Source organism: Parapedomonas caeni, assembly GCF_041060555.1.
Classification (GTDB): Bacteria; Pseudomonadota; Alphaproteobacteria; order Sphingomonadales; family Sphingomonadaceae; genus CAUJIW01.
The window spans coordinates 1-25,569 of sequence record NZ_JBEUDS010000008.1; the positions used below are offsets into that span (position 1 = coordinate 1).

22 protein-coding genes are annotated in these 25,569 nt (G+C 66.5%); 6 read left to right on the forward strand and 16 right to left on the reverse strand.

Annotation, left to right across the window (positions count from 1 at the left end):
• Nucleotides 1-189 precede the first annotated feature (189 nt).
• On the reverse strand, nucleotides 190-1,053 hold the full coding sequence (locus ABU113_RS07220) for a universal stress protein (protein ID WP_454558829.1): 864 nt from the start codon (nucleotides 1,051-1,053) through the stop codon (nucleotides 190-192).
• Between the two features lie 263 nt (nucleotides 1,054-1,316).
• On the opposite strand from ABU113_RS07220, the gene ABU113_RS07225 reads away from it, so the two are divergent.
• Nucleotides 1,317-3,083, forward strand: coding sequence for a cation:proton antiporter (locus tag ABU113_RS07225; protein WP_454558830.1), 1,767 nt, complete (start codon nucleotides 1,317-1,319; stop codon nucleotides 3,081-3,083).
• Between the two features lie 115 nt (nucleotides 3,084-3,198).
• Here ABU113_RS07225 and katG read toward each other — a convergent pair whose 3' ends face one another.
• The 4 genes from katG to ABU113_RS07245 all read right to left on the reverse strand — a co-directional run bounded on the left by katG (nucleotide 3,199) and on the right by ABU113_RS07245 (nucleotide 8,756).
• Nucleotides 3,199-5,352 (reverse strand): catalase/peroxidase HPI, encoded by a 2,154-nt coding sequence (katG, locus tag ABU113_RS07230; RefSeq protein ID WP_454558965.1) that lies wholly within the window; start codon nucleotides 5,350-5,352, stop codon nucleotides 3,199-3,201.
• Nucleotides 5,353-5,574: 222 nt separating this feature from the next.
• Complete coding sequence (locus ABU113_RS07235) at nucleotides 5,575-6,279, reverse strand: VOC family protein (protein ID WP_454558831.1); 705 nt, start codon at nucleotides 6,277-6,279, stop codon at nucleotides 5,575-5,577.
• Nucleotides 6,280-6,328: 49 nt separating this feature from the next.
• Nucleotides 6,329-7,894 (reverse strand): AMP-binding protein, encoded by a 1,566-nt coding sequence (locus ABU113_RS07240; protein ID WP_454558832.1) that lies wholly within the window; start codon nucleotides 7,892-7,894, stop codon nucleotides 6,329-6,331.
• A gap of 4 nt (nucleotides 7,895-7,898) precedes the next feature.
• Nucleotides 7,899-8,756 carry an enoyl-CoA hydratase/isomerase family protein gene (locus ABU113_RS07245; protein ID WP_454558833.1) on the reverse strand — a complete coding sequence of 286 codons (858 nt, stop codon included), beginning with the start codon at nucleotides 8,754-8,756 and terminating at the stop codon, nucleotides 7,899-7,901.
• A 215-nt stretch (nucleotides 8,757-8,971) separates the two neighbouring features.
• Between ABU113_RS07245 and ABU113_RS07250 the strand changes: the two genes are divergently transcribed.
• Nucleotides 8,972-9,400 carry a GlcG/HbpS family heme-binding protein gene (locus ABU113_RS07250; RefSeq protein WP_454558834.1) on the forward strand — a complete coding sequence of 143 codons (429 nt, stop codon included), beginning with the start codon at nucleotides 8,972-8,974 and terminating at the stop codon, nucleotides 9,398-9,400.
• A gap of 21 nt (nucleotides 9,401-9,421) precedes the next feature.
• Here ABU113_RS07250 and ABU113_RS07255 read toward each other — a convergent pair whose 3' ends face one another.
• Nucleotides 9,422-10,078, reverse strand: a complete 657-nt coding sequence (locus ABU113_RS07255) for a TetR/AcrR family transcriptional regulator (protein WP_454558835.1) — start codon at nucleotides 10,076-10,078, stop codon at nucleotides 9,422-9,424.
• A gap of 116 nt (nucleotides 10,079-10,194) precedes the next feature.
• On the opposite strand from ABU113_RS07255, the gene ABU113_RS07260 reads away from it, so the two are divergent.
• Together ABU113_RS07260 and ABU113_RS07265 are read left to right on the forward strand one after the other, a co-directional pair.
• Nucleotides 10,195-11,346: an acyl-CoA dehydrogenase family protein gene (locus tag ABU113_RS07260; RefSeq protein ID WP_454558836.1), complete on the forward strand. Its 1,152-nt coding sequence runs from the start codon at nucleotides 10,195-10,197 to the stop codon at nucleotides 11,344-11,346.
• Nucleotides 11,347-11,476: 130 nt separating this feature from the next.
• Nucleotides 11,477-13,660 carry a TonB-dependent receptor gene (locus ABU113_RS07265; RefSeq protein WP_454558837.1) on the forward strand — a complete coding sequence of 728 codons (2,184 nt, stop codon included), beginning with the start codon at nucleotides 11,477-11,479 and terminating at the stop codon, nucleotides 13,658-13,660.
• Nucleotides 13,661-13,830: 170 nt separating this feature from the next.
• On the opposite strand, the gene ABU113_RS07270 is transcribed toward ABU113_RS07265, so the two are convergent.
• The gene (locus ABU113_RS07270) at nucleotides 13,831-15,054 is read right to left on the reverse strand and encodes a cytochrome P450 (RefSeq protein ID WP_454558838.1); all 1,224 of its coding nucleotides are present in this window, start codon (nucleotides 15,052-15,054) and stop codon (nucleotides 13,831-13,833) included.
• A gap of 57 nt (nucleotides 15,055-15,111) precedes the next feature.
• Nucleotides 15,112-16,281: an acyl-CoA dehydrogenase family protein gene (locus ABU113_RS07275; RefSeq protein ID WP_454558839.1), complete on the reverse strand. Its 1,170-nt coding sequence runs from the start codon at nucleotides 16,279-16,281 to the stop codon at nucleotides 15,112-15,114.
• 174 nt (nucleotides 16,282-16,455) lie between these two features.
• Between ABU113_RS07275 and ABU113_RS07280 the strand changes: the two genes are divergently transcribed.
• Nucleotides 16,456-16,875 (forward strand): MarR family winged helix-turn-helix transcriptional regulator, encoded by a 420-nt coding sequence (locus ABU113_RS07280; protein ID WP_454558840.1) that lies wholly within the window; start codon nucleotides 16,456-16,458, stop codon nucleotides 16,873-16,875.
• Between the two features lie 18 nt (nucleotides 16,876-16,893).
• Here the strand turns inward: ABU113_RS07280 and ABU113_RS07285 are convergent, their stop codons facing one another.
• The 8 genes from ABU113_RS07285 to ABU113_RS07320 all read right to left on the reverse strand — a co-directional run bounded on the left by ABU113_RS07285 (nucleotide 16,894) and on the right by ABU113_RS07320 (nucleotide 23,900).
• Nucleotides 16,894-18,426: an acyl-CoA synthetase gene (locus ABU113_RS07285; protein WP_454558841.1), complete on the reverse strand. Its 1,533-nt coding sequence runs from the start codon at nucleotides 18,424-18,426 to the stop codon at nucleotides 16,894-16,896.
• A 16-nt stretch (nucleotides 18,427-18,442) separates the two neighbouring features.
• Nucleotides 18,443-18,814 (reverse strand): DUF6285 domain-containing protein, encoded by a 372-nt coding sequence (locus ABU113_RS07290; RefSeq protein WP_454558842.1) that lies wholly within the window; start codon nucleotides 18,812-18,814, stop codon nucleotides 18,443-18,445.
• The gene (locus tag ABU113_RS07295; RefSeq protein WP_454558843.1) at nucleotides 18,804-19,832 is read right to left on the reverse strand and encodes a phosphotransferase family protein; all 1,029 of its coding nucleotides are present in this window, start codon (nucleotides 19,830-19,832) and stop codon (nucleotides 18,804-18,806) included. The genes ABU113_RS07290 and ABU113_RS07295 overlap by 11 nt, the downstream gene beginning before the upstream one ends.
• Nucleotides 19,829-20,977 (reverse strand): alpha/beta hydrolase, encoded by a 1,149-nt coding sequence (locus tag ABU113_RS07300; protein WP_454558844.1) that lies wholly within the window; start codon nucleotides 20,975-20,977, stop codon nucleotides 19,829-19,831. The genes ABU113_RS07295 and ABU113_RS07300 overlap by 4 nt, the downstream gene beginning before the upstream one ends.
• 33 nt (nucleotides 20,978-21,010) lie before the next feature.
• The gene (locus tag ABU113_RS07305; RefSeq protein WP_454558845.1) at nucleotides 21,011-21,595 is read right to left on the reverse strand and encodes a VOC family protein; all 585 of its coding nucleotides are present in this window, start codon (nucleotides 21,593-21,595) and stop codon (nucleotides 21,011-21,013) included.
• A 102-nt stretch (nucleotides 21,596-21,697) separates the two neighbouring features.
• Nucleotides 21,698-22,945: a cytochrome P450 gene (locus ABU113_RS07310; RefSeq protein ID WP_454558846.1), complete on the reverse strand. Its 1,248-nt coding sequence runs from the start codon at nucleotides 22,943-22,945 to the stop codon at nucleotides 21,698-21,700.
• 44 nt (nucleotides 22,946-22,989) lie between these two features.
• Entirely contained in the window at nucleotides 22,990-23,343 is a 354-nt protein-coding gene (locus ABU113_RS07315; protein ID WP_454558847.1) for a hypothetical protein, read from the reverse strand.
• A 32-nt stretch (nucleotides 23,344-23,375) separates the two neighbouring features.
• A complete protein-coding gene (locus ABU113_RS07320) occupies nucleotides 23,376-23,900 on the reverse strand; it encodes a hypothetical protein (protein ID WP_454558848.1) in 525 nt (174 codons plus the stop codon).
• Between the two features lie 115 nt (nucleotides 23,901-24,015).
• On the opposite strand from ABU113_RS07320, the gene ABU113_RS07325 reads away from it, so the two are divergent.
• Entirely contained in the window at nucleotides 24,016-25,560 is a 1,545-nt protein-coding gene (locus ABU113_RS07325) for a class I adenylate-forming enzyme family protein (RefSeq protein WP_454558849.1), read from the forward strand.
• Nucleotides 25,561-25,569: the final 9 nt, after the last annotated feature.

Sequence of the window (25,569 nt, forward strand, 5' to 3'; positions counted from 1 at the left end):
TGAACCGGCTTCTCCGAACCGGCAGGCCTGACCGGGCAACATCGCATACCCGGCAGCTATTGCCGGCAAGATCGGACACACAGATAGAGAAGCAACTGGCCGGCGGGGCATCAACCCGCCGGCTTTTCTCGTATCCCCGGATGAACCGCCCCCACCAAGAGAAGTCGAATGCCGGCGATGATCGAGGCTTCAGAGGTTGCCGGGTGGCGGGATGGCCAGGACATCACGATCGGCGCTGCGAAGCACCTCCTCGGCGACACTGCCAAGAAACAGTTTCGCCAGTCCGCTCCGTCCCTGCGTCCCCACGACGATCAAGCCGGCATCCACACGCGACGCCTCGGCCAGAATCTCGCTCGCCGCTCCCGTTTCACCGAAGCGCGCAACCTGCTCGACATTGTCCAGCCCCGTGGACACACAGAATGCCGCCAGTGCGCGCCCGGCCTCCCGACGCTCCTCCTCAATGTAATACTCCCGGTCATCCGCCGGAATCGAATGACTCATGGCGAGCCGGATAGCAGGCGCATCAAAGACGTAGAGCATCGTTGTGAGGGCTGACTGAATGCAGTCCAGCTGCGTGAACCGGGTAACGGCGTTCCGCGCACAGTCTGAAAGGTCCGTAGTCAGCAACACACGACGATAGGCGCCCACCGGAAAGCTGTTGGCCATCAGCACCGGACACGCCACGGTACGAATCGTGCGTTCAGCGGTGGTGCCGACAAACGCATCCTTGACCAGTTGCCGCTGGTGACGCCCGATCACCATCAGGTCCGGCGCCAGTTCCTCCGACGCGCCCACGATTCCCGCGACCGGCTCGGCCACCGGCACCTGCCACCCACAGGCCAGTCCGTCGGTCTGCCGGAGCGTGGCGGCAAGCTCACCGAGCAACTGCTCCGCCATTGCTCGCTGGTTGTCGATGGCGCGATGCGACTGCTCCTGGTCAACCACATGCACGAAGGCGAGGCTGGCGGAGAATTGCCGCGCGAGCAGGACCGCCCGCCGTAGCGTCCGATCGGAGCGCTCGGTAAAGTCCATCGCCACCATGATTGTCTTCATCGCATTCACCTTTTCCGCCGTGATCGCCCCGAGACACTCCGGCCCCCGATGTGTAATAGACTTTACGTGCGATGGCATTTGCAAGAGAAAGCGCTTCTGATGGCGCTCGGGGAAACGGCCCCTGGCCGGCATGCGACCACTCGACAGGCAATCGACACAGTGGCCGCCCGCGCCAACATCAGCAATGGAAGGTCCGCGATCATGACACCTGAGCGGAGACAAAATGTCGCGTCAACGCACCGGATGGACACTACTCATCCGCATTGCGCGAGGGTGGTGGCAATGCAACAGGCGCACCGGACGCTCTGATGGAAACACTGATTGCATCCGTATTTGGTGAAGTGGCGGTCCTGCTGGTCATGGCCGCGGCAGCCGGCTTTGTCGGCATCGCCCTTCGACAACCCCTCATCGTGAGTTTCATCGCAGTCGGCCTGATTGCCGGTCCGTCGGTCCTCGACATGGTGCGCTCCAATGACCAGATCGACCTGCTGTCCGAACTGGGCGTCGCCGTGCTGCTGTTTCTTGTCGGCATAAAGCTTGATGTGAAACTCATCCGCTCACTTGGCGCGGTGTCGCTGCTCACCGGCCTCGGGCAGGTCGCGTTCACGTCTCTGTTCGGCTATCTGATCGGCCTCGCGCTCGGGCTGGGGCATATCGCCAGCCTTTATGTCGCCGTGGCGCTCACCTTCTCCTCGACGATCATCATCGTGAAGCTGCTGTCCGACAAGCGTGAAATCGACGCGCTCCACGGACAGATCGCGCTCGGCTTCCTGATCGTGCAGGATATCGTCGTGGTCGTGGCAATGATCGCCCTGTCCGCCATCGGCATCGGTGCGACTGTCGACGGTCATGGCGGCGGATCAGTGCTTACCGTAGTCACCTCAGGCGTGGCGATGGTGGTACTGGTGACGCTGTTCGTGCGCTATGTCGCCGACCCGCTGACCGAGCGCCTGGCAAGCGCGCCCGAGCTGCTGGTCATCTTTGCCATCGCCCAGGCGGCCATGTTCGCGGCCATCGGCGATTCCGTCGGCCTGGGCAAGGAGGTCGGCGGCCTGCTGGCGGGCATCTCCCTCGCCTCGACGCCCTATCGCGAGACAATCGCCGCCCGGCTGGCCCCCCTGCGCGACTTCCTGCTGCTCTTCTTCTTCATTGCACTGGGCGCCACGCTCGACCTGTCGCTGCTGGGCACCCACATCGCGGGAGCTATCATCTTCTCGTTGTTCGTCCTGATCGGCAACCCGCTGATCGTTCTCGCGATCATGGGTGCCATGGGCTATCGCAAACGAACCGGCTTCCTCGCCGGCCTGACCGTGGCCCAGATCAGCGAATTCTCGCTGATCTTCGTCGCCATGGGAGTGTCCCTCGGCCATGTGGGGGAGGACGCGCTAGGACTTGTGACCATGGTGGGCCTCGTCACGATCGCCGCATCGACCTATATGATCACCTACTCCCACCGGCTTTACGCGCTGTTCGAGCCCTTGCTGGGTGTATTCGAACGCAAGGGTACACCGCGCGAACCCAACGACCCAGGCGCGCATTATCATGACGCCTACGGCGTCGTCATCTTCGGGCTGGGCCGGTTCGGCACCGCCATCGGCCTGCGCCTCGCGAAACGGGGCACCAGGGTGCTCGGCATCGATTTCAACCCCCTGGCCGTGCGACGATGGCGGACGCTGGGCCTGGATTGCGAGTTTGGCGACGCGACCGATCCCGAGTTCATGGCCGAGCTGCCGCTACAGCACGCGACCTGGATCGTATCGACCATTCCGACGCACCCCACCGGCCTCAGCCATGAGGATACGCGAACAACATTGATCCAGCTGAGCCGGGCCATCGGGTTCCGCGGCGCCATCGCCGTGACCTCCCACAGCCGCCAGGACACTGCCACGCTTGAGGCTGCCGGCGCCGATATGGTGCTTGAGCCCTTCCAGGATGCCGCCGACCGCGCTGTCGAGCTGCTGTGTGGCGCCACGCCCGTGGAACGCACCAACATTCCGGCCATCGAGACCGAGGAAAAACCTCTCGCCTGAGGTCCGCGTCGCTGCGGATGGCGTGTCGCCCCCCCGACGCGCGACTTCGAGGCGACGCAAAAGCCCCTCCCCGGTGGCGCCGGAGAGGGGCAGGGTAACGGCAACGACAGACGGGTCAGGCCAGATCGAAGCGATCGGCGTTCATCACCTTGGTCCAGGCCGCGACGAAATCAGCGACGAACTTCTCCCGCGCGTCGTCCTGGGCATAAACCTCGGCATAGGCCCGCAGGATCGAGTTGGAGCCGAAGGTCAGGTCAAGGTCGGTCGCCGTCCACTTCACCGCGCCGGTCTTGCGATCCCGAATTTCGTAGAGGCCATTGCCCGCCGGCGCCCATGTGTAGGCCATGTCGGTCAGGTTGACGAAGAAGTCGGTGGTCAGTGCGCCGACCCGGTCGGTGAACACACCATGCCGGCTGCCGCCATGGTTGGTGCCCAGCACCCGCATGCCGCCCACCAGCACCGTCATCTCCGGCGCCGTCAGCCCCATCAACTGGGTGCGATCGAGCATCAGTTCGGCGGCACTGACCGTGTAGTCCTTCTTCAGCCAGTTGCGGTAGCCATCGTGAATCGGCTCCAGCGGCGCGAAGCTCTCGGCATCGGTCATCGCGTCGGTGGCGTCGCCACGACCCGGCGCGAACGGCACCGTGACCGGCACGCCGGCGGCCTTTGCCGCCTGCTCGATACCGACATTGCCGGCCAGCACGATGACGTCGGCCACGCTGGCGCCAGCCGCCGCGGCAATCGGTTCCAGCACCCCCAGCACCCTGGCCAGACGCGCGGGCTCATTGCCCGCCCAGTCCTTCTGGGGTGCCAGCCGGATACGGGCGCCATTGGCACCGCCGCGCATGTCGGAACCGCGGAAGGTCCGCGCGCTGTCCCAGGCGGTGGCCACCATGTCACCGATGGTCAGGCCACTGGCGGCGATCTTCGCCTTCACTGCCGCGACATCGTAACCGGTCGACCCCGCCGGCACCGGATCTTGCCAGATCAGATCCTCCGCCGGCACGTCCGGGCCGATGTATCGCGCCTTTGGCCCCATGTCGCGATGGGTCAGCTTGAACCACGCACGGGCGAACACTTCGGAGAAATAGGCCGGATCCTTATAGAAACGCTCGGAAATCGCGCGATAGGCCGGATCCTTGATCATCGCCATGTCGGCATCGGTCATGATCGGGTTGTAACGGATCGACGGGTCTTCGACATCGACCGGCTTGTCCTCCTCGCGGATATTGACCGGCTCCCATTGCCAGGCACCCGCCGGGCTCTTCCTGAGTTCCCAGTCGTAGGTGAACAGCAGGTAGAAATAGCCATTGTCCCACTTGGTCGGGTGCGTGGTCCAGGTGCCCTCGATCCCGCTGGTAATGGTGTCGCGCCCCATGCCCTTGCCGCCGGGGTTCTTCCATCCCAGCCCCTGCTGGTCGACCGATGCCCCTTCCGGGTCGGGGCCCAGCCGCGACGCATCACCATTGCCATGACACTTGCCGACGGTATGGCCGCCGGCGGTCAACGCGACGGTCTCCTCATCGTTCATTGCCATGCGGGCGAAGGTCACCCGCACCGCCTGTGCCGTCTTGAGCGGATCAGGTTTGCCGTTGACGCCTTCGGGATTGACGTAGATGAGGCCCATCTGGACAGCGGCCAGCGGGTTCTCCAGCGAGGCTTCATCCTCGCTTTCGTAGCGATCCTTGGCCAGCCATTCCTTCTCCGACCCCCAGTAGACATCCTTCTCAGGGTGCCAGATATCCGGGCGGCCGAACGCGAAGCCATAGGTTTTCAGACCCATGGTTTCATAGGCGATGGTGCCGGCCAGCACGATCAGGTCCGCCCAGCTCACCTTGTTGCCGTACTTCTTCTTGATCGGCCACAGCAGGCGCCGGGCCTTGTCGAGGCTGACGTTGTCGGGCCACGAATTGATCGGCGCGAAGCGCTGGTTGCCGGTGCCGCCGCCGCCGCGGCCATCGGCGATGCGATAGGTGCCCGCGGCATGCCATGACATGCGGATCATCAAGCCGCCATAATGACCCCAATCAGCCGGCCACCAGGCCTGGCTGTCGGTCATCAGTGCGCGCATGTCCTGTTTCAGGGCCTCGAAGTCCAGCTTCTTGACTTCTTCCCGATAATTGAAATCCGCACCCAGCGGATTGGTCTTGGTGTCGTGCTGGTGCAGGATGTCGAGGTTCAGCGCATTGGGCCACCAGTCCATCGTGGACATGCCGGCGGCCGTATTGCCGCCATGCATCACCGGACATTTGCCGCCGGTCGACTTCATCTCGCTCATGTGCCTTCTCCCTTGCCAAACCGGATCCACTGTCACCGGGCTGTTGCGTGTAAAGCGATGGTAGGAAGAAGCATTTGATTGGTAAAATTAATTATTAAAGTCTCTGTAATCGCCTCGGTGAATTTATAATACCTGGAACCAATAGCTTCTCACTGCTAGGGCGTGATGGCAAGGAGCCGTCGCACGCGACCAGGCCGATGGTCTGGGTCCGCCTCAGGACGGCCGCGCCGGCGGCTCATAGGGTGGAATCTTCTCGAAAACGCTGTCCGGCGTCGCCAGCATCGCCTGATACTGCGCCTCCGGGTACTGGAGATGCGGCCGGGCGGGGTCAAACGCCGGCTGCGGTACCGGCGACGGCCCGGCATAGGGCGCCGGCGCCAGCATTGTCGCTGCCTCGGCCTCCGAGATCGCCAGCCGGTCCAGCATCGCCTGGTCGACCCAGACGGCGGGGTCGAGCGTGCGATAGGAGGTGGCGATTTCCAGTGTCATGTTCTCCGGCCCGGCGAAATACAGCGACTTGCAGAAGCCATGGTCGATCGGGCCGATGATCGGCACGCCATGGCTGCGCACGCGGTCACGCATCGCCAGCAGCGCGGCCTCGTCGGGCACGTGGAAAGCGACATGCTGCAACACGCCCGGCGCGCAGGGGATTTCGCCCCGGCCGGCGTGGGTCACGCCCATGGTGGTGGGAATCTTCTCGCCGCCGGGCACATAGACCAGCGAGAACAGGCTGTTGTCGTTCATGCGCAGGAAGGCGTGGATGGCGCCTTCGACGCCGTGCATCTCGAAGATCGCCACCAGCGGAAAACCGAGCACCTGGGTGAAGAACTCCAGCTGCTTCTTCATGTCGCCGGCCATGAAGGCGATGTGATGCACGCCGTCGGGATGCTGGCCATCGGGATGCGGGGTCGTGGTCATCGCGTTGTCCTCCTTGATTCAGGTGTCGGTCCCGGTTCGCCGTGCGGTCTCAGCCGGCGCGGGCAAGCTCCCGCAGCTTGTTCTTGGCCACCTTGTTCAGCTCCGCGCGCGGAAACTCGTCCAGGAAGCGGATGTCCGCCGGCACCTTGAAGCCGGCCAGCTGGTCCCGGCAGGCGGCGTCGATCGCCGCGCGCAGCACGTCGGTTGGGCTGTCGGCGCGCACGAAGGCCACCGGCACTTCGTCCAGCATCGGGTGCGGCCGGCCGACCACCGCGGCCTCGCGCACGCCGGCGACGCCGACAATGACGGCCTCGATTTCCGAGGCCGCGACATTTTCCGCGCCGACCTTCAGCATGTCCTTGGCGCGATCGGCGAAGCGCAGATGGCCCTCGGCGATCTGGTAGACCCGGTCGCCGGTGTCGAACCAGCCCTCGGCATCGAAGCTCGCCGCCGTCGCCGCCGGGTCGTTGAGATATTCCAGAAACAGCGCCCGCCCGCGCGGACCGCGAATCTTGAGCAGGCCGGTCTCGCCACGCGCGACAGGCGCGCCATCGGGGCCGACGATCTTCAGCTCATACTCCGGCGCCGGCATCCCCATCGACATCGGCGGCGCCGGCAGCTGCGGCGGCGTGTAGGTGCCGTGGGTCACCGTCTCGGTCATGCCCCAGGCGCCGACGATGGTAAGGCCGAACAGCGCCTCCAGGCCGCCGATGTTGGCGGCACCGACATTCCAGTGGCGATAGCGGTGGTCGGCCGGCACGTCCTGGCCGGCAAGCGCCTGCAGCGCGAAGGGAATCACATTGCCCCAGGTGCAGCCGTGCTTCAGCGCCACCGGCCAGAAACGGCTGGCGGAAAATTTCGGCTGCAGCACCATCCGTCCGCCCGACCACAACACCGGGAAGTGCCCCCAGCTCATCGCGTTGGTGTGGCACAGCGGCGTGAACACCAGCGCGCAATCGTCGGCGCCAAGCTGGTTGTGCGCCGCGCCAATCTGGCCACCCCACAGCACGTTGCCATGGGTCCACACCACGCCCTTGGGCCGCGAGGTGGTGCCGGAGGTATATTGCACCGACACCGGCGTCATCGGGTCGAAGGTGCCGGTCTCGATCGTGGCGCCATTACCGGCGAGGTCGGCGAAGTCGAGGATGCCGGCGGCCGGCGCGACCACGGGAGTATCGGCGGGAGTATCGGTGGACGGGATCTGGGCGACCCAGTCCAGCCGGGCGCCGGTCTGGGCCAGAACATCGAGATAGGCGCTCTCGACGATTGCCGCCCGCGCGCCGGAGTGGCTGATGAAATAGGCCAGTTCCTTCGCCGCCGAGCGCGGGTTGGTGGTCACCACGACAACGCCGAGCATGGCGCAGGCATGCCAGGTCAGCAGGAACTCGGGGCAGTTGCCGGCATGCAGCAGCAGCAGGTCGCCCGGCGCCAGGCCGCGGTCGCGCAGGCCGGCGGCGAGATCGCGCGCCTGGCCGTAAAACTGCGTGTAGCTCCAGACGCGCGGGCTGCCGGTGAACGGCTCCCATGCCAGAAACGGCGCGTCCGGCCGGCGGTCCGCCTGCGCGCGCAGCAGCCAGGGCACGTCCTTGCCGGCGAACGGGTCGAGACCGGCCATGGTGTCAGCGACCGTTGAAAACCGGCTGGTACGCCGCCGGGTCGGGGTTGGCGAGCCACATGGCGAGCGCGTTGCGCACGTCCTCGCTGTGGATCACCTTGTTCAGCTCCTCCTGCTCGCGGGCGAAGAAGTCGAGCTGGCCCTGGCTGGTGCCGAAGCCCACCAGCGCCTTGACGCCGCGCAGCGCCAGCGGCGCGCGGCCGGCCATGTTGGCAACGAAGGCGGCGACGTCGGCCTCGTAGGTCGCTGGCGGGTAGAGGCGGGAAATCAGGCCGATCCCGAGTGCCGTGGCCGGCGCCATGAACTCGCCGTGCAGCAGCACGTCGAGGGCGCGGGCCCGGCCGAGCAGGCGGACGCAGTGCCAGGCACCGCCGCCGCCGGGCACCAGGCCGAAGCTGGTCTGCGGCAGGGCGAAGGTCGCCTCCGGGTGGTCCATCATCAGCCGGAAATCGAACGACAGCGAGAATTCGCAGCCGCCGCCGCCGACCACGCCGTTGATGGCGGCCACCGTCACCGCGCGCAGATTCTGGATGCGCAGCGCCAGCTGGTGGATGCTGCTGACCAGCTCGGGGATCTGCTGGTAGATTTCCAGCATTTCCTCCGCCGCCGAGCGGCCGCCGACCTCGACCTCGCGGGTGCCCTCGGCATAGGCCTGCATCTCGGTCAGGTCCATCCAGCGCAGGAACACGCCATTTTCGCCGGTGACGACGAACACCCGCACATCCGCGTCGTTCTCGATGTCGGTCAGCAGATGGTGCAGCTCGGCGAGCATCCGGGAATTGAGCGTCTGCAATGGCGGATTGCTCATCCGGCATTGCAGCACATGACCATCGCGGCTGATGTTGAGATGGCGGTACTGCATCGCGAATTCGTCCTCCCTCGAAAGCACCGCAGTCCGGGGTTATGCGTTGTCCGATCCGGCCCGGCACCGGCGACGACAGTCACCCCGGCGCTTCTTAATGTCAATTAATTTTACCATTTTGTTGTTGGCGTGACCGGGGTGATCTGGCTACGGTCGACGTTGCGGGCAGGCATGGTGATTGCCCCGATTATTAATACGGGACAGAAAGTGGAACGATGGCGCTGACGCTGACGACGCAGGTGATTTCCAACGAACTGGCGGAGGCGCTGATGGCCGGCGCGGCGGCCAAGGCCGAGGCGATGGGCGTGCCGATGTGCATCGCCATCGTTGATCCCGCCGGCGTGCTGGTCCAGTTCAAACGCATGGACCGCGCACCGCTGCTCAGCGTCGGCATCGCCCAGGACAAGGCCTACACCGCCGTCTCCTTCGGCATGCCCAGCCACGAGTGGCACGATTTCATCAAGAACGATCCGCCGCTGCTGCATGGCATTGTCCATACCCCCCGCCTGGTGGTGTTCGGGGGTGGCTATCCGGTGAAGGTGGACGGTGCCGTGGTCGGCGGCATCGGCGTCAGCGGCGGCCATTACAGCCACGACATGGAGGTCGCGCAGGCGGCCCTGGCGGCGGCGGGGCTGGCCGGCTAGACGCGGTCAAGTCCGCAGTCTTCACGCCAGCAGGCCGCGCACGATCATGTCCGCCGCCATCTCGACGGTCTGGTCCAGCGTGGCGGGCGTTGCCTTGAGCTGGCCATTGACCGCCTCGATCAGCGGTCGCAGCGCCACCAGCGCGCCGGCGCCGTGCGCCAGCAGGGTGAAGGCGATGGTGACGGGCACGTCGCGGAACACGCCACTGGCGCGGCCTTCCCGCAGCAGCGCGGTGATCGGCCAGTCGAGGCGGCAGAAATAGGTCTCGACGATATAGTCGAGCCGCGCGCTGGCGCGCGCGCCCTCGACGTTCATCAACTGGACGATGGCCGGGCAGTCGGCGACGGCGCCCAGAAAATCGATGCAGGCGGCGCGCAGGCGCTGCTCCACGCCGGCCCCGGCGGGCAGCCGGGTGGGCGCCGCCGTCATCCGTCGGTGCAGGCCACCCATGCCGTGATCGACGGCCGCCGCCCATAATCCCTGCTTCGAGCCGAACTTGGCATTGAGCAGGCTGTGGCTGACCCCGCAGGCGCTGGCAATGTCGCGCACCGACACGCCCTCGAAGCCGCGTTCGGCGAAGGCGGTCAGGGCCGTGTCGAGGCACAGGGCATCGGGCGCCGGCGAGGGATCGGCAAGGCTGGGACGGCCGCGACGGCGTCTGGCGAGCGTGGAAATCATGCCTCTTCCCTAGAGCCTGATCGTGCCAGAGGGAAGCGGTCAAGGCCTGGCACGAAAAAATAGACAAGTGGAAATTATTTTGCCATGAAGGGGCGATAACGACAAGGAAATTGACAATGCCCGCCACTGACGCCGACCTGATCCAGCGTGCCCGTGATCTTGCCCCCGGTATTCGTGCCCGCGCCGCCGCCGCCGCCGAACAGCGCCGCCCCCATGACGACACCATTCGCGAACTGATCGACGCCGAGATCATCCAGATGCTGGTGCCCCGGCGCTGGAACGGTTCCGAGGCGAGTCTCGCCACGATGATGGAGGTGGTGGAAATCCTGAGCGCCGCTTGCCCGTCCACCGGCTGGATCGCGGCCTTCTACATCAGTCACAACATCTACGTCGCCAAGTTCCCCGAGCGGACGCAGGAGGAGCTGTTCGGGCCCAAGGGCTACGTGCTGCTGCCAGCGGCGTCCGCCGCCGACATGGAGGCGCGCAAGGTGTCCGGCGGCTGGGAGGTCAGTGGCCGGGCGGCCTGGGGGTCGGGCATCGTTCATGCCGACTGGGTATTGATGAGCGGCAAGGCCGAGGATGGCCCGCGCTCCTTCCTGATGCCGGTGGCGGACGTCACCATGCTCGACACCTGGCACTATGCCGGGATGGCCGGCACCGGCAGCAACGATTATGTCGCCGATCGCGTGTTCGTGCCCGATCATCACGTGTTGACCGCCGCCGAGTTCCATGGCGGCGCCACCGAGGGTTCGCGCGGCCACGCCAATCCGCTCTATTCGGTGCCGTTTCTGATCGCCGCCTACTGCACCATCCTGCCGGTGCTCACCGGCAGCCTGAAGGGCGCGCTACACGCGTTCGAGGAGCTGGTGGAACGCAGGGTGCGCAACTTCAGCGGCGTCGTGGTGCGGGACCAGCAGCATGCCCATGTGACGCTGGGCGAAATGGAAATCGCCACGCGGGTGGCCAGCGACATGGCGCGCGCCGCCTATGGGCGTGCCATCGACATCCTGAACAGCCGGCCCTTCACCTTCGACGATCGCCTCGCCATCAAAGGGCACACAGCCTTCGTGTCCCGTCACTGCCGGGAAACGGTCAACCGGATGATGGCGGCGGCCGGCGCGTCGAGCTTCCATACCGGGCAGGCGCTGCAGCGGATCTGGCGGGATCTCAACACCGTCTGCTCGCACGCATTCTGGGATTGGGACTCGACGTGTGAACTGGTCGGGCGCCATCATCTCGGTCTCGCTCCCAACCATCCGCTGGTTTGAGGGACGCTCCCTCTCCGCACCGGCCGGAGACCGATGACGCCAATAAAGTTGACAAACCGGGCGAAGGGGGAAATAGTCAACATAATTGACTTGTAGAAGCTGGAAACCAGCTCTTGGGGAGGAAGAAAATATGGCAAGAACGCACGGCACTATCATGGGCACGGCGGTTTCCGCCCTTGTGCTGTCCCACGCGGGGGGCGCCTGGGCGCAGCAGCAGAGCGTCGACCTTGAAGGTCTGGCCGAAATCGTCGTCACCGCCCAGAAGCGCGAGACCAAGCTCGAACGCACGCCGATGACCCTCAATGTCGTCAGCGGTGATCAGGTGGCGGCCATGGGCATGGTGGAGATCAAGAATCTGTCCGCCAACGTGCCGGGCCTGACAATGCATGAATCGCCTGGCGGTCTCAGCGGCGTCAGCGTCCGCGGTGTCGGCACCTCGGCCGGCAGCCAGGTGTTCGAGCAGTCGGTCGGCCTGTTCGTCGACGGCATCTATCACCCTCGCGCCCGCCAGTATCGCGACGCCCTGTTCGACATCGAGCGGGTGGAAGTGGTCAAGGGCAACCAGGGCGTGCTGTTCGGCAAGAACACCAGCGTTGGTGCCGTGAGCGTGATCTCGCGCGGGCCGGGCGCGGAGACCGGTGGCTACGTCCAGGGCCAGGTCGAGGCCAATTATGGCAGCTATGGCCTTGAGGGTGCTCTCGACGTCGTGGCGAGCGACACGTTCAGCATCCGCATCGCCGGCATGTACGACGATCAAAAGGGCTTCGTGCGCAACTACACCGAGGACCGCGACGAACAGTCCGGCGAGCGCTACGTGATGCGCGGTGTCGCGGTGTGGGATGTGACCGACCGGCTGTCGGTCCGCGCCAAGGCGCAGATCAGCCGGCTCGACATGACAGGCACCAATTTCGAATTCATCACCGACACCAATACTGCGGCCCTGCAAGCCCTGGGCGTGGCCGATGGCGGCCTGTCGAATTACGTGAAGTATGAGTCGGCGGGCGATGCCGGCGAGGTCATGGACTACCAGAAGAGCTATGATAATTCGCTGGAGATCAACTACGACCTCGGCGGAGACTACACCCTGACGGCAGCCACCGGCTACACCAAGTTCGACTTCACCAATTCCTTCGACTCGGACTCGACGCCACAGACGTATCTGTTCTCGCAGTTCAACGAGAAGTTCAATCAGTTCACCCAGGAAATCCGGGTGACCTCGCCGGCCGGGCGGACGGTGGATTTCATCGCCGGCGCGCTCTACCTGCACTCGAAGACCAAGTACAACTACCTGACCTTCTATAACGCCTTCCCCGTGCTCGGCGGGCTGTACGGCACCATCTCGCAGCGGTTCAACCAGAAGGAAGACACCTTCGCCGGCTTCGGCCAGGCCACCTGGCACATGACGGAGACGCTCCAGTTCATGGTCGGTGGTCGACTGACGACCGACAAGAAGAAGGCGGACTTCAAGAAGACCGTCATCGACGATCTGGGCTATCCGACCGGGCTGGTGGCGCTGGTGGGCAACGGCCCGCTGCATGAGGAGGATGTGCGTGACACCACGTTCGATTTCTCGGGCACGCTGAGCTACAATCCGACGCCCGGCTCGACGCTCTACATTTCCGCCGGTCAGGGCAACAAGGGTTCGGGCTTCGTCAACCAGGCATCGCTCGCGGCGCCGTGGCCCACCACCTTCCTGGTACCGGTGGAACGCGCCACCACTTTCGAGGCGGGCATCAAGGGACGTTTCCTCGACAATCGCGCCTATATTTCGCTGGCGGCCTACCACCTCGACATCAAGGACTATCAGGACAGCTTCTACAATTCGACCGCGCGCGCGTTCCAGGTGCGCTCGCTTGATGCCAAGAGCAGCGGCTTCGAGGCGGAAGGCCAGTTCAAGATCAACGCGGCGCTGACGGCCTACGGCAACCTTGCCTGGAACCCGGAAGCGAAACTGGAGAATGGCGAACGGATGCAGCGTTCGCCGCGTTTCACCTCGCTGCTGGGCCTGCGCTACAACGTGGCGCTGTCAGACACGATGACGCTGTCGGGCTTCGGGCAATGGGTGCATTCCTCCAGTCTGTTGCACCAGCCGGCCTCGGCGCCGGGCGATAACTGGAGCCTGCCCTATGACGTGTTCAGCGCCCGCGTGCAGCTGACCTACGAGCCGGCGCGTCTGAGTGTCTACGTCGCCGGCGCCAACCTGTCGAAGGAGGTCTATCGCACCTTCGCGTTTGGCAGCCCGATCGGCATGGGCGTGGTCGGCGCGCTCAACGACCCGCGCACCATCACCATCGGCGTACGCAAGGATTTCTGAGGCCTGTTCATTCAAGTTATTCCCTGATTTGTTCATTGGCCTGCGACGAGCCCTCCCGGTACCCACCGGGAGGGCTTTTTCATCGGACGGGGCTGATCAAGCCGGACACGCAGGTGCGCACGAAGACGCCGCGCGCTTGCGTTTCAGCAGGCGGATGCAAGGGTGTCGGTCTAGCCGCGCAGACGGATGGGCAGCGTCTTCATCGCCCGCACCATGTTGGAGCGGACGTAGGTCGGCTCGGCGGCGAGCGCATAGTCGGGGAAGGCCGTCAGGAAGGCCTCCAGAATCAGACGCAGCTGAAGCACCGCCAGTCGCCAGCCGAGGCAATGGTGCACACCATAGCCGAAGGCGAGATGGCGCTGGGCATTGGCGCGCCCGAGGTCGAGCCGGTGCGGATCCGCGAAGATCGCGGGGTCATGGTTGCCGGCGCCATAGAGCATGGCCACGCGCTCTCCGGCGCGGATGCGGGTGCCACCGACATCGACGTCACGGGTCGCCGTGCGTGCCATCTGATAGACCGGACTGAACCAGCGCAGCAGTTCATGAATCGCCGGGGGAATCAGCGCCGGCGCGTCGAGCAGCAGCCGCCGCTGGTCAGGATGGTGGCCAAGCCCCCAGATCGCGCCGGCGAGCGAACTGCGGGTGGTTTCGTTGCCCGCCGAGATCATGTTGGAGAAAAAGCTCTTCTGCTCCACCGGCGTCAGCGGCCGGCCGTCGACGGTAGCGTGGGCGATCCGGGTCATCAGATCGTCGCGCGGTTCACGCCGCCGTGCTTCCAGCAGATCCCAGCCATAGTCGAAGATCGCCATGAAGCGCTCGCTGGCGACCTCAAGGGTGGGCGACAGCTCCGGGTCGTCGATGCCGAAAACGGCGTTGGTGAACTCGAACACCCGCCACTCGTCGGCCTCGGGCACGCCCATGATCGCGCACACTGTCTTGATCGGCACGATCGCGGCGACCTCGGTGACAACATCCACCTCGTCGCGCCCGGCCAGTCCGGCGAGCAGCGCATCGATCGAGGCGCGGACGCGAGTCTCCGCCTGGGCGATCGCCGCCGGCGTGAAGGCATGGCTCACCAGCGACCGGAAGGCGTTGTGCTCGGGGTTATCCATCGCCAGCATGAAGCGGCTGAGCACGAGACCGATTTCCGGGTCCATCGCCGCGAAGGTGTCAGGCGGAATACGAAAGCCCTGAGTGGAGGTAAAGTTCTCGGCATCAAGCGAGACCGACCTGATATCCTCGTAGCGGCTCAACGCCCAGAAGCCGGGCTGTATCGCCGAACCGGGGTGATGATAGACCGGCACATGTTCACGCAGCACGTCATAGGCCGCGTGGGGGTGGCCGTTGATGAAACTGTCGGGATTGATCAGGCTGAAGTCAGGCAGCGGCCGCATGTCGAACCCTGTTCCTTGATGGTGAAACGTGCGACCAACCGATCGCCGGCGCCGGGTCTACAGCAGATCGGCCGGTGTGGTGGGAAAGCCCAACGCAACCTTGCCGGCGAGAATCGCGGTGCGGTCCCAGTCGAACATGACATGGCCGCGCATGACCTGCAGGTCGCGAAGCTGGCGCTGGAGCGGCGCGTCGAGCATGGCCGCGCTGGCGCCGGCGGACGCGGCGAGGCGATCCACCGCGGTGTTCGCCAGCCGGACGATCTGCGCGCCAGCCAGACGCATCGCCACCTGTATCTCGACCGAGGCCTGAGCGCCGTTCGGTCCTTCACGCTCCAGGGCCTGCCGCGCCTCCTCCCAGACCAGCCGTGCCGCGTTGACCTCGGCCAGCGCCTCACCCAGCCGCAGGTGGGTCGACTGCAACTCGCCCTGGCGTGCGCCGCCACTGAACGCCTGCTGCTTGGTCCGCATCCGATCGCGGTAATAGTCGAGCGCGGCCTCGGCGGCGCCCAGTGCCGGTGTCGCCGCCACCAGCGCCAGCGCGGCGCGCAGCGGGTAGCCAAGCGTCGAGCCAGGGTGCAGCGCTTCACCCGGCGACGCCCCCGCCGCCATCTGGCGGGCCGGCAGGCTCAGATGTTCCGGCACGAACACGTCGCGCACGACAACCGCCTGACTGCCCGTCGCGGCCATGCCCGAAACATGCCAGACATCCTCGATCTCGACCTGGCCGATCGGCAGGGCGAAGAAACGGAACTCCTGGGTGTCGGCCTCCACCGCGTTCACCAGAACCCAGCTGGCATGGTTGACGCCGGTCGCCCACTCCCAGCGGCCGGCAATCCGGAAGCCGCCTGCCGCGCGCTTGGCCTTGCCGGTGGGCGCCAGCGGCGCCGGCGCCAGCGGCATCGCGCCATCCTTGAACAGCACCGCCTGGGCCTCGGCGCCTAACTTGGCGAGCATCCAGGCGTGCAATGCGAGGAACGACAGCGTCCAGCCGCTCGACGCGCAACCGCGACTGAGCCGGCGTACCACGTCCATGAACGTGGCGAAGGTCACGCCCTGGCCGCCGACGCCCGCCGGCGCAAGGATACCGAAGAACCCGGCGTCATGCGCTTCCTGGATGGTTTCGGGCGGCAAGGTCCGGCTCGCCTCGGCTGCCACTGCCCGGGCGGCCAGTCGGTCGGCGAAGGCATCCGCCCACTGCGACCAGTTTTCTCCGTTTTCCGCGAGCATGGCACTTCCCCGTCACGCCCTGATTCTCTCCAGCACCGGAGGTCGCGTGTCACCGCCGGTCGATAACGATTGCCCTGCGACCATGGATGTTGTCAATATTATTTACATTATGTCACCAACAGGACCGCGACAAACCGCCTTGCGCGACCCACACGAAGTGGGAATAAGAAGGGCATGAAAAACTCCCTGCTGATGCTCGATCTGGTGCGGGCCTTCTACTGGTTCGACGAACAGCTGCGCTCCCGGCTGGCGGAGCAGGGATTCACGGCGGTGACGCGCTCGCAATCGCTGGTGCTCGCCAACGTCGCCAACGGCGAAACCCGCGCCTCGCGGATCGCCGCCAACCTTGGCGTGTCGCGGCAGGCGATGAGTCAGCTGCTGGCCGAGATGGTCAACAATGGTTTGGTCGACACTGCCCCCGACCCGGCGGACCGACGGGCGCAGGTGGTGTTCTTTGGGCCGGCGGGCGAAGAAATCCGCATCGCCGCCCAGAAGATCCTGCGTGATCTCGAAGGCGAGATGGAGCGCGCGCTCGGCAAGACCCAGATGCTGGCGTTGCGGACGGCCCTGCGCCACTGGCCGCCGCAGGACTGAGCGGGCGGCGCCGCTGGCTCAGGTGCAGACAGCACTTGACGCGCCGGCCCAGTAGGGTTTGCGCAGCTCCGCCTTGAGCACCTTGCCGATCGGGCTGCGCGGCAGCGGCTCGGCGCGGAACTCCCAGCTCTTGGGGCATTTGTAGCGGGCCAGCCGGGGTTCCAGGTGCGCCCGCAGCGTGGCCTCGTCCGGCGACGCGCCCGGCACGGTGACGACAATGGCATGCACCCGCTCTCCCCAGCGCTCGTCGGGGACGCCGATGACAGCGCACTCCCGCACGTCCGGATGCAGGCTCAAGGCGTTCTCAACCTCGATCGAGTAGATGTTTTCCGCCCCCGAGACGATCATGTCCTTCAGCCGGTCGGTGACGTAGATGAAGCCGTCCTCGTCCATGTAGCCGGCGTCCTGCGAGTGCATCCAGCCGCCACGCAGCGCGTCCGCCGTCTCGGCGGGACGGTTCCAGTAGCCGGCCATCACGCACGGCCCCCGGCCGACGATCTCGCCGATCTGGCCGCGCGGCACCTCGCGGCCCTGCGGGTCCACCACCATGACCTCGAAGCCATAGCCCGGCACGCCGGCCGAGCGCAGCTTGCCGAAGCCGCCCTCGGGGCGGTGCTGTTCCGGCAGCAGGAAGGTGAGCGAGGGCATCTCGGTCATGCCGAAGCCCTGGATGAAGGCGACGTCCGGCAGCCGCTGCCGGGCCCGCTCGATGGTGGCCGCCGGCATCGGCGATCCGCCATAGCCCAGCATCCGCAGCGACGACAGGTCATGGGCGGCAAGGTCGGCGCGGGTCATGGCGTCGATCACCGCCGGCACCGAAAAGGCGTGCGTCACCCGGTGACGCGCCACATGTTCCATGATCGACGCCGCGTCCAGCCTGGGCATGAAAACGTGGGTACCGGCCACCATGGTCACGGTGAACAGGCCGATATCGGCGAGATGGAACATCGGCGCGCAGTGCAGGTTGATGCAGTCGGGCGTGAAGTGGATCATCATCACCAGGTTGCAGGCGACCGACACCAGGTTGCGCTGGGTCAGCATCACGCCCTTGGGCAGGCCGGTGGTGCCGCCGGTGAAGAAAATCCCCGCAAGGTCGCCGTCCGACCGCCCAGCGTCGGGTGCCGGCGCCAGCGCCCGGACCTGCCGGCGGAAGTCGCCGCCCGCCTCGTCGAACGCCGCGATGGTGAGCGTCGGGCATTCCGCCTTGAGCGCCACCGCCTGCTCGGCAAAGCCGTCGCCCACCAGCAGCAGCCGGGCGTCAACGTCGCGGATCTGGAACAGCAGCTCCGGCACCGACAGCCGGGTGTTGAGCGGCACGATCACCCCGCCGGACCAGAAGATGGCGAAATAGGCGTCGAAATAATGGTCGCTGTTGGCGGCCAGCACCGCCACCCGGTCGCCGGCCTCAACCCCCTGCGCGGTCAGCCAGGCGGCGGTGCGGGCGATATCGTCGGCGACGTCGGCCCAGGTGCGCTGTCGCGCCCCGTCGATGGTGGCGATGCCGCGCGGGTTGATCCGCGCGGCGCGGTGGATGCCCTGGGTCAGTTGCATGACATGTCTGCCCTTCTCAGCCGGCGTCGGTGGGCGTGTCGGCCCACCATTGCCGGAACGCGGGATATTGCGGCTGATCGACCCGCATCTTCTCGACGGTGGTGCGGATCAGATGGTGCTGCACTATGGGGTCGTCGGCGGCGACCGAACCATCGCGCAGGCCCGCCGCCAGCGCCTGATTGAGCGCGGCCAGCGGCGCGTCGCGGCCGAGCAGGGCGCGCAGTCGGGTGGCCTCGCCCGCCGCGAAGCCGGCCGCCAGGGTGTCCTCGCGCAGCGCCAGCGCCACCGCATTGCCGGCGACGCGCTGCTGGAACCCGGCGGGAACGCCGGCATAGAGCGCGTCACGCACCTCGACGAGGATCAGTCTGGCCTCGGGATCATCTTGCATTCCATGCCTCATGGTCGGGCAGCAGCAGCCGCAGCAGATCAAACTCGGTTTCCGAGGCGCGGCGGGCGATCAACGCGCCTTCCACCGTGCGCACGCCGTTCATGAAGGTGGCGCCGACGCCGGCGCACATCAGGCCCCAGTTCAGCGTCTGGAACACCTCCCACGCATGGAGGGCCACCGGGTCCACCGCGCCGCCACCCGCCTCGCGATAACCCGCCAGCAAGTCCTCGCGGATGCCGAAGCCGCCCACCGGCAAGGCGGGTGCCTGAAAGCGCCAGCTGGTCACGCACAGCCAGCCGAGATCGGACAGCGGCGCGCCGACATGGGCCAGTTCCCAGTCCAGCACCGCGCGCACACCCTCCGGCCCGACGACCAGATTGCCGTTGCGGAAATCCCCGTGCACCAGCGTCAATGGCCCGTCCATCGGCAGGTGCCGGCGCAGCCAGGTCAGCGCGAACTCGAACACCGGCCGCGCCTGGCCGGTGGCTTCCAGCCGCCGGGCCATCTGTGCCAGCGCCTCTGCTGGTGCAACGGCGGGCAGCGGCGGCAGCCGGTCGGCCGGCATGGCGTGAAGACGGGCCAGAATCCCGCCACACTGGCGGGCCAGCAGTGGTCGTGCCTCGGCCAGCGCGGCGTCTTTCAGGATGCGCGTGCCGACCGTCTCGCCGGCGATGCGGGCCATGGCGTAGCCCTCGCCGGCCGGCGAGCCCGGCGGCAGCTCGAACGCCACCTGTGGCACCGGAATGCCGCACGGCGCCACCGCGCGCAGCACGGCGGCCTCGGCGAGCAGACTGTCGAGCCCGTTGCGGGCGAAGCGCAGCGCCGGCGGCTGCCGGCGCAGCACCAGCGGGGTCAGGCTGCCATCGGCGTGGGCCAGATCGAAGGCCCAGCTCTCCTTGCTGGCGCCACCCGACAGCCGCTTCAGGCCGCTGACGCGCGCGCCCGCATGCCCGGCCGCGACGGCCGCCTCGGCGATGGCCGATGCCAGCGCCGCCTCCTCGGCCAGCGGCGCCGTCATCCGCGCGCGGCGACCCAGCGCGTCACCACATCGGCCGCCTGCTGCACCAGTTCGGGCTGGCCGAAATAATAATGGTTGGCGCCCTTCACCACGTGATGCTCGATGGTGCAGCCGCTGGCGGCGGCCATCAGGCGGGCGGCGTGGCTGGGCGTGCAGGCATCGTCGGCGCTGTTCTCGATCACCAGCATCGGGCCGGAAATACGCGCGGCACACTTCAGGCCATCGGCGTTGGAATCGTCGTAGGACCATTGCGACAGCCAGCTGCGCAGGGTGGAGAAGCGGGCGAGACCCACCGGGCCGTCGTTGACGACGAACGGGTCGCCCAGCATGCACCAGTTGGGCTTGCGATCGTTGGCATCGACCGCCGGGTCGACCCAGCGCGGGTCCGCCATCGTCCCCTGCACGGTGAAGCAGCGCTCGTGATTGTCGAGCCCGCGCGCCTTGAGATCGGCCAGCTGCTCTTTCACCCAGGCGGTGATGCGGCGGTTGCGGGCGATCTGCCGGGCGCGGTATTCGGCGAGGAAATCCGCCGAGAACGGCGGCTTCGGTCCGGCGGGGTCGAAGATGTTCCATGCCGGATCGCGCTCGAACGGCCGGCTCTCGTCGGTGATCGACGGGTCCAGCCATTCGGTCAGCGTCAGGTTGCGCGACAGGTGGGCGGCCAGCAGCATCAGACCGTCGGCGGGAATGAAGTTGGCGGCGTTCAGGTCGTAGGCGTCACCAGCCGGTGTCTGGGTGACACGCGGGTCCTGCGCCTGGGCCTGATAGAACAGCGACAGCGCGCCGCCGCCCGACCAGCCGGCGAGATAGACCTTCTTGTAGCACAGCCGCTCCTTGGCATCGCGCACGCAGGCGGCGAGGTCCATCACTGCCCGCTCCATGATCAGGGCGGTGTCGTTGCCGCGATAGCGGGTGTTGCAATAGATGGTGTGAACGCCGGCACGGGCGATGGCGCCCACCAGCGGCAGATAGGCACCGCCGCCGATGGGGTGGGAGAAAATCACCACGCTGTCCGACGGCGTGGCGGGTTTCAGCAGATGCGCCTCCACCGCCACCTTGCCGATCTCGCCGCCATAGGTGTCCTTGAAGGCGCTGGCTTCGTTGAACAGCACCAGATAGGGGATGCGTTCATATTTGGCCGACATTGGTGATCCTCCCTGATTTCTTCTTTGCTGTTCTTATTTCGCGGCGCCGGCGTGCCGGCCGCGCTGGTCGAGTGCGGCGGCGCCGAACTTGGCTTCCTTCATCGGGCGCGTCCGCGCGGTCCACTCGGCGAGCATGCCGTCGAATTTCGCCGTGGCGTCGGCGAGAATCGCGTCGTGATCCCGGGTGCGATAGGTCAGTTCGACCTGGATGCCGTTGGGGTCGTACATGTAGATCGACTTGACGAAATGATGATCGACCGGCCCCAGCGCGCTGATGCCGAAGCTGTTGATGCGCGCCTGCATCGCCAGCAGGTCTTCCTCGCTGGCGACCTCGAACGCCCAGTGCATGTCGAAGCTTTCCTTGCGCTTGAACCATTCGGGCGTCGCCGAGCCCGGCGCGTCGAAAAAGGCCAGGTATTCGCCATTGTTCATGCGGAAAAAGAGGTGGAGATAGGGGTCGTGTGCGCCGGTGCCCGGCACGTCCTCCAGCACGATGCCGGTCTTGTCCACCAGCCCCAGCACATCGCTGTAGAACCAGATGGTCTGCGCGGCGTCGCGGCAGCGGTAGGCGGCGTGATGCACACCGAGAATCGGGCGAATATCCGTCTGTGTGGCCATGACTTTCTCTCCCTCGTCAAACGGCCGGCGGCCGACACTGTAGGTCGCACCGACGACCTGTCAATCAACTTGACATCACCGCCCGGCCTCCCGCCGGACGGGTCACGCCGCCCGCGCCGTGCCGGGCGCGTTGAGGCGGATCGGCAGCCGTTTCATCGCCCCGACGAAATTGGAGCGGATATAGTCCGGCTCCGCCGTCAGTTCATAATCGGGGAAGGCGGTGAGAAACGTCTCCAGCAGGATCGCCAACTGCATCACCGCCAGCCGCCCGCCCAGGCAATGGTGCACGCCATAGCCGAAGCTGATGTGGCGATTGGCGTTGGCGCGATGGATATCCAGCCGGTGCGGATCGGCGAACATCGCCGGATCGTGGTTGGCGGCGCCGTACAGCAGGGCCACCTGCTCGCCGGCGGCGACGGTCCGGCCGTCCACCTCGACGTCGCACAACGCCGTGCGGGCCATGTGGAACACCGGGCCGAACCAGCGTAGCAACTCCTGCACGGCGTTGGGGATGAGGCCGGGGTTGGCGACCAGCTGGCGGCGCAGGTCGGGGTGATGGGCCAGCGCCCAGATCGCGCCGGATAGCGAGCTGCGGGTGGTCTCGTTGCCGGCGGCGATCATGTTGGAGAAGAAGCTGATCTGCTCGGTGCGGTCGAGCGCCCGGCCATCGCCGAGACGGGCGGTGGCGATGCGGGTCAGCAGGTCGTCGCGCGGGTCGCGGCGGCGCTGTTCCAAGAGCGACCAGCCATAATCGAAGATGGCGAGGTAGCGTTCGTTGGCGACCTCCAGCGATGGCGCGTAATCGGGATCATCGGTGCCGAACACCGCGTTGGTGAACTCGAATACCCGCCATTCGTCTTGCGCCGGCACGCCCATCACCGCGCAGACGGTCTTGATCGGCACGCTGGCGCCGATCTCGCTGACGAACTCGCACTCGTCCCGCCCGCGCAGGCTGGCGACCAGCGCCGCGGCGTTGGCGCGAATGACGGGCTCCAGCCGGGCCAGCGCGCCGGGCATGAAGCTGGAACTCACCAGCGCGCGGAAGTCGCCATGTTCCGGCTCGTCCATCGCCAGCATGAAGCGGCGCAGCACCTGGCCGATCTCCGGCGCCATCGCCGCGCGCCACGGCGTCTGGATGCGAAAACCCGAGGCCGAGCTGAAGCGGTTGCGGTCCTGCGACACGGCGCGGATGTCCTCATGGCGGGTCAGCAGCCAGAACGGCGGCTGGGCGCCGTCGCCCTCGACACGGCAGACCGGGGCCTCCTGGCGCAGCCGGTCATAGGCGGCGTGCGGATGGCCGGTGGCGAAGCAGTCGGGGTCGCGCAGGTTGAAGGGGGCGGCGTCGGTCACGGTCTGTCCTCCCGATGGTGTGTGGCGTCAGCGTGGGTGGCGCCTTATCGTTCGTGCGCCGCTTCCCACGGCAGCTTGACCCGGGTCGAGTGCAGCACCCAGCCGCCGCCGCTGCCGTATTGCGCGTCCAGCCGCATGATGTAGCGGTAGGCGAAATGGGCGAACCACAGACTGGAGGCCACGGTGAGCGCCGGGGTCACCCAGCTGGCCGGCCAGGGCTCGCCGACCAGAAAGGTGCGGATCGCCCAGTAGCCGACGAACAGATAGAGATGCAGGCCAAGGCTGCCCCACAGGGCGATGCGCCGATAGCGCGCCGGGCTGCCGCTGAACGGCAGGCGGACGCTCGTCTCGCCGGTGCCGCTTGTTGCCGTGGTGATTTCCGGATCATGCTCGGACATCGCGATATTTCCTCCCCTGGAACGGCGGTCGCTCAGAACGGCTTGGTGATGGCGAGGAACAGCACGAACACCGCGAACACCACCACCAGCGGGCTGGTGATCAGCAGGAACCACCAGTGCCAGTGCACAGCGCGTTCATAGCCCTGCCAGTCGGCGGTCTTGCGGAAGCGCCACTTCGCGCGGCCCAGATGCGCCAGATGATAATCGGCGATCTCGATGGGCAGGAAGATGCCCACCACGATCAGCAGCTTGAGCATCAGCCAGCCGGTGTCGGCGGTGAAGCCACCGACCCAGTAGAGCAGCGGCCCGGTGATCAGAATGATCGGCAGCGACACATGTTCGTAGATCGCGCCCTGATCGAAGCGCTCCATCACCCAGTTGCGCATGCGCAAAATCTCGGCATCCTCGGGATGCCGGCGCCAGGCCTTGAACACCGGCACCAGGTAGAAGGCATAGGCGACCGACGTGCTCCACACCCACACCATCACCGCCGTCAGATGCACGAACTTCAGGTCAAGATAATGGCCCGACAGAAAATCGCGGGTGCTTTCGAGCACGCGTCCAACCCCTTTTTGTTATGGCGACGATCATGGCCGAGGTCGCATTAAATGTAAAGTGACTTGACAATAATTCAGGGAATGCGTCAAGACGTTCGTCATTGGGGAGACGATCATGCATACGCTGTGGACCCAGCTTGAACGGGCGGCGCGCCTGCGTGGGGACGCGCCCGCCATCAGCGGCGGGGGAGAGACTCTGAGCTGGCGCGAGGCCTGCGGGCGCGCCGGACGGATGGCGCGGGTGCTGCACGATGCCGGCGTGCACGACGGCGCGCGGGTGGCGTTCATCGCGCCCAACGGCATCACCTACATGCTGATGCCGTTCGCGGCTGAGTGCGCCGGCGGGGTGTTCGTGCCGCTCAATTCCCGGCTGGCCGTCAACGAGCTGGTCGAACAGCTGGAGGACGCCGCGCCGGTGCTGCTGATCGCCGCCGCGCCGTTTATTGAAGTCGCCCGCCTCGCCGCCGTCCAGGCCGGTGTACCCCTCTGGACGCTTGGCGAAGGGGGGCATGATGGCGATGTCCGCCTCGATACCCGCATGGCGGCGGCTGAACCGATGGCGCCGGCCGGCACCGGTAACACACCGGTCGCCATCTATTACACCGGCGGTACCACCGGGCGGGCCAAGGGGGTCATCCTCACCGGCGACCGGCTGGTGCTCAACGCCTTGCAGTGGGCGCACGCGGTGTCGGCGCGGGACGACGAGCGGCTGCTGGTGGTGGCGCCAATGTTTCACATGGTGGCGGCGCTCAACGCCATCATCACCGCCGTGCTCGCCTGCGATCTCACCATCCTGGAGCGTTTCACGCCGGAAGCGACGCTGGCGGTGATCGCGCGGGAAGGGGTGACCAATCTCGCGCTGGTGCCGGCGATGATCGACATGCTGCTGGCGGACGCGCACTTGGCCGACCATGACCTGTCGAGCCTGCGCATGCTGACCTATGGCGGCTCGCCGATTTCCCCGCGCACCTTGCGGGCAACACTCGACCACCTGCCGGGGGTGCGGCTTTATCAGATCTACGGCCAGACCGAGGGTGGCCCCACCATCAGCGTGCTGGCGGCCCGGTGGCACTCGGCCGATCCCGCCTGCGCGTCGCGCCTGCGCTCGGCGGGTCGGCCGCTGCCACTGACCGATATCAGGATCGTCCGGCCCGACGGGCAGGAATGCGCGCGCGGGGAGACCGGCGAGATCTGCGTGCGCGGTCCGGCGGTGTCACCGGGATACTGGAACCGGCCGGAAGAAACCGCCAGCGCCTTCCGGGGTGGCTGGCTGCATACCGGTGACGCCGGCTACCTCGACGCCGACGGCTTCCTGTTCATCGTCGACCGTATCAAGGACATGATCGTCAGCGGCGGCGAGAACGTCTATGCCGCCGAGGTCGAGCGGGTGATCATCCAGCATCCGGCGGTGCTGGAGTGCGCGGTGATCGGTATTCCCTGCACGCGCTGGGGCGAGACCGTGCACGCCATCGTCCGGCTGCGCGACGGTGCGAACGTGACGGAAACGGCGCTGATCGATTTCTGTCGCGCGAGTCTCTCGGGGTTCAAGATCGCCCGCAGCATCGATTTTCGCGCCGATCCCTTGCCGCTCACCGCCGCCGGCAAGATCGACAAGCGCGCCCTGCGGAGCCAGGTCGCCGACCGCCGATCCGGGGCCTGAGCGCCGCCG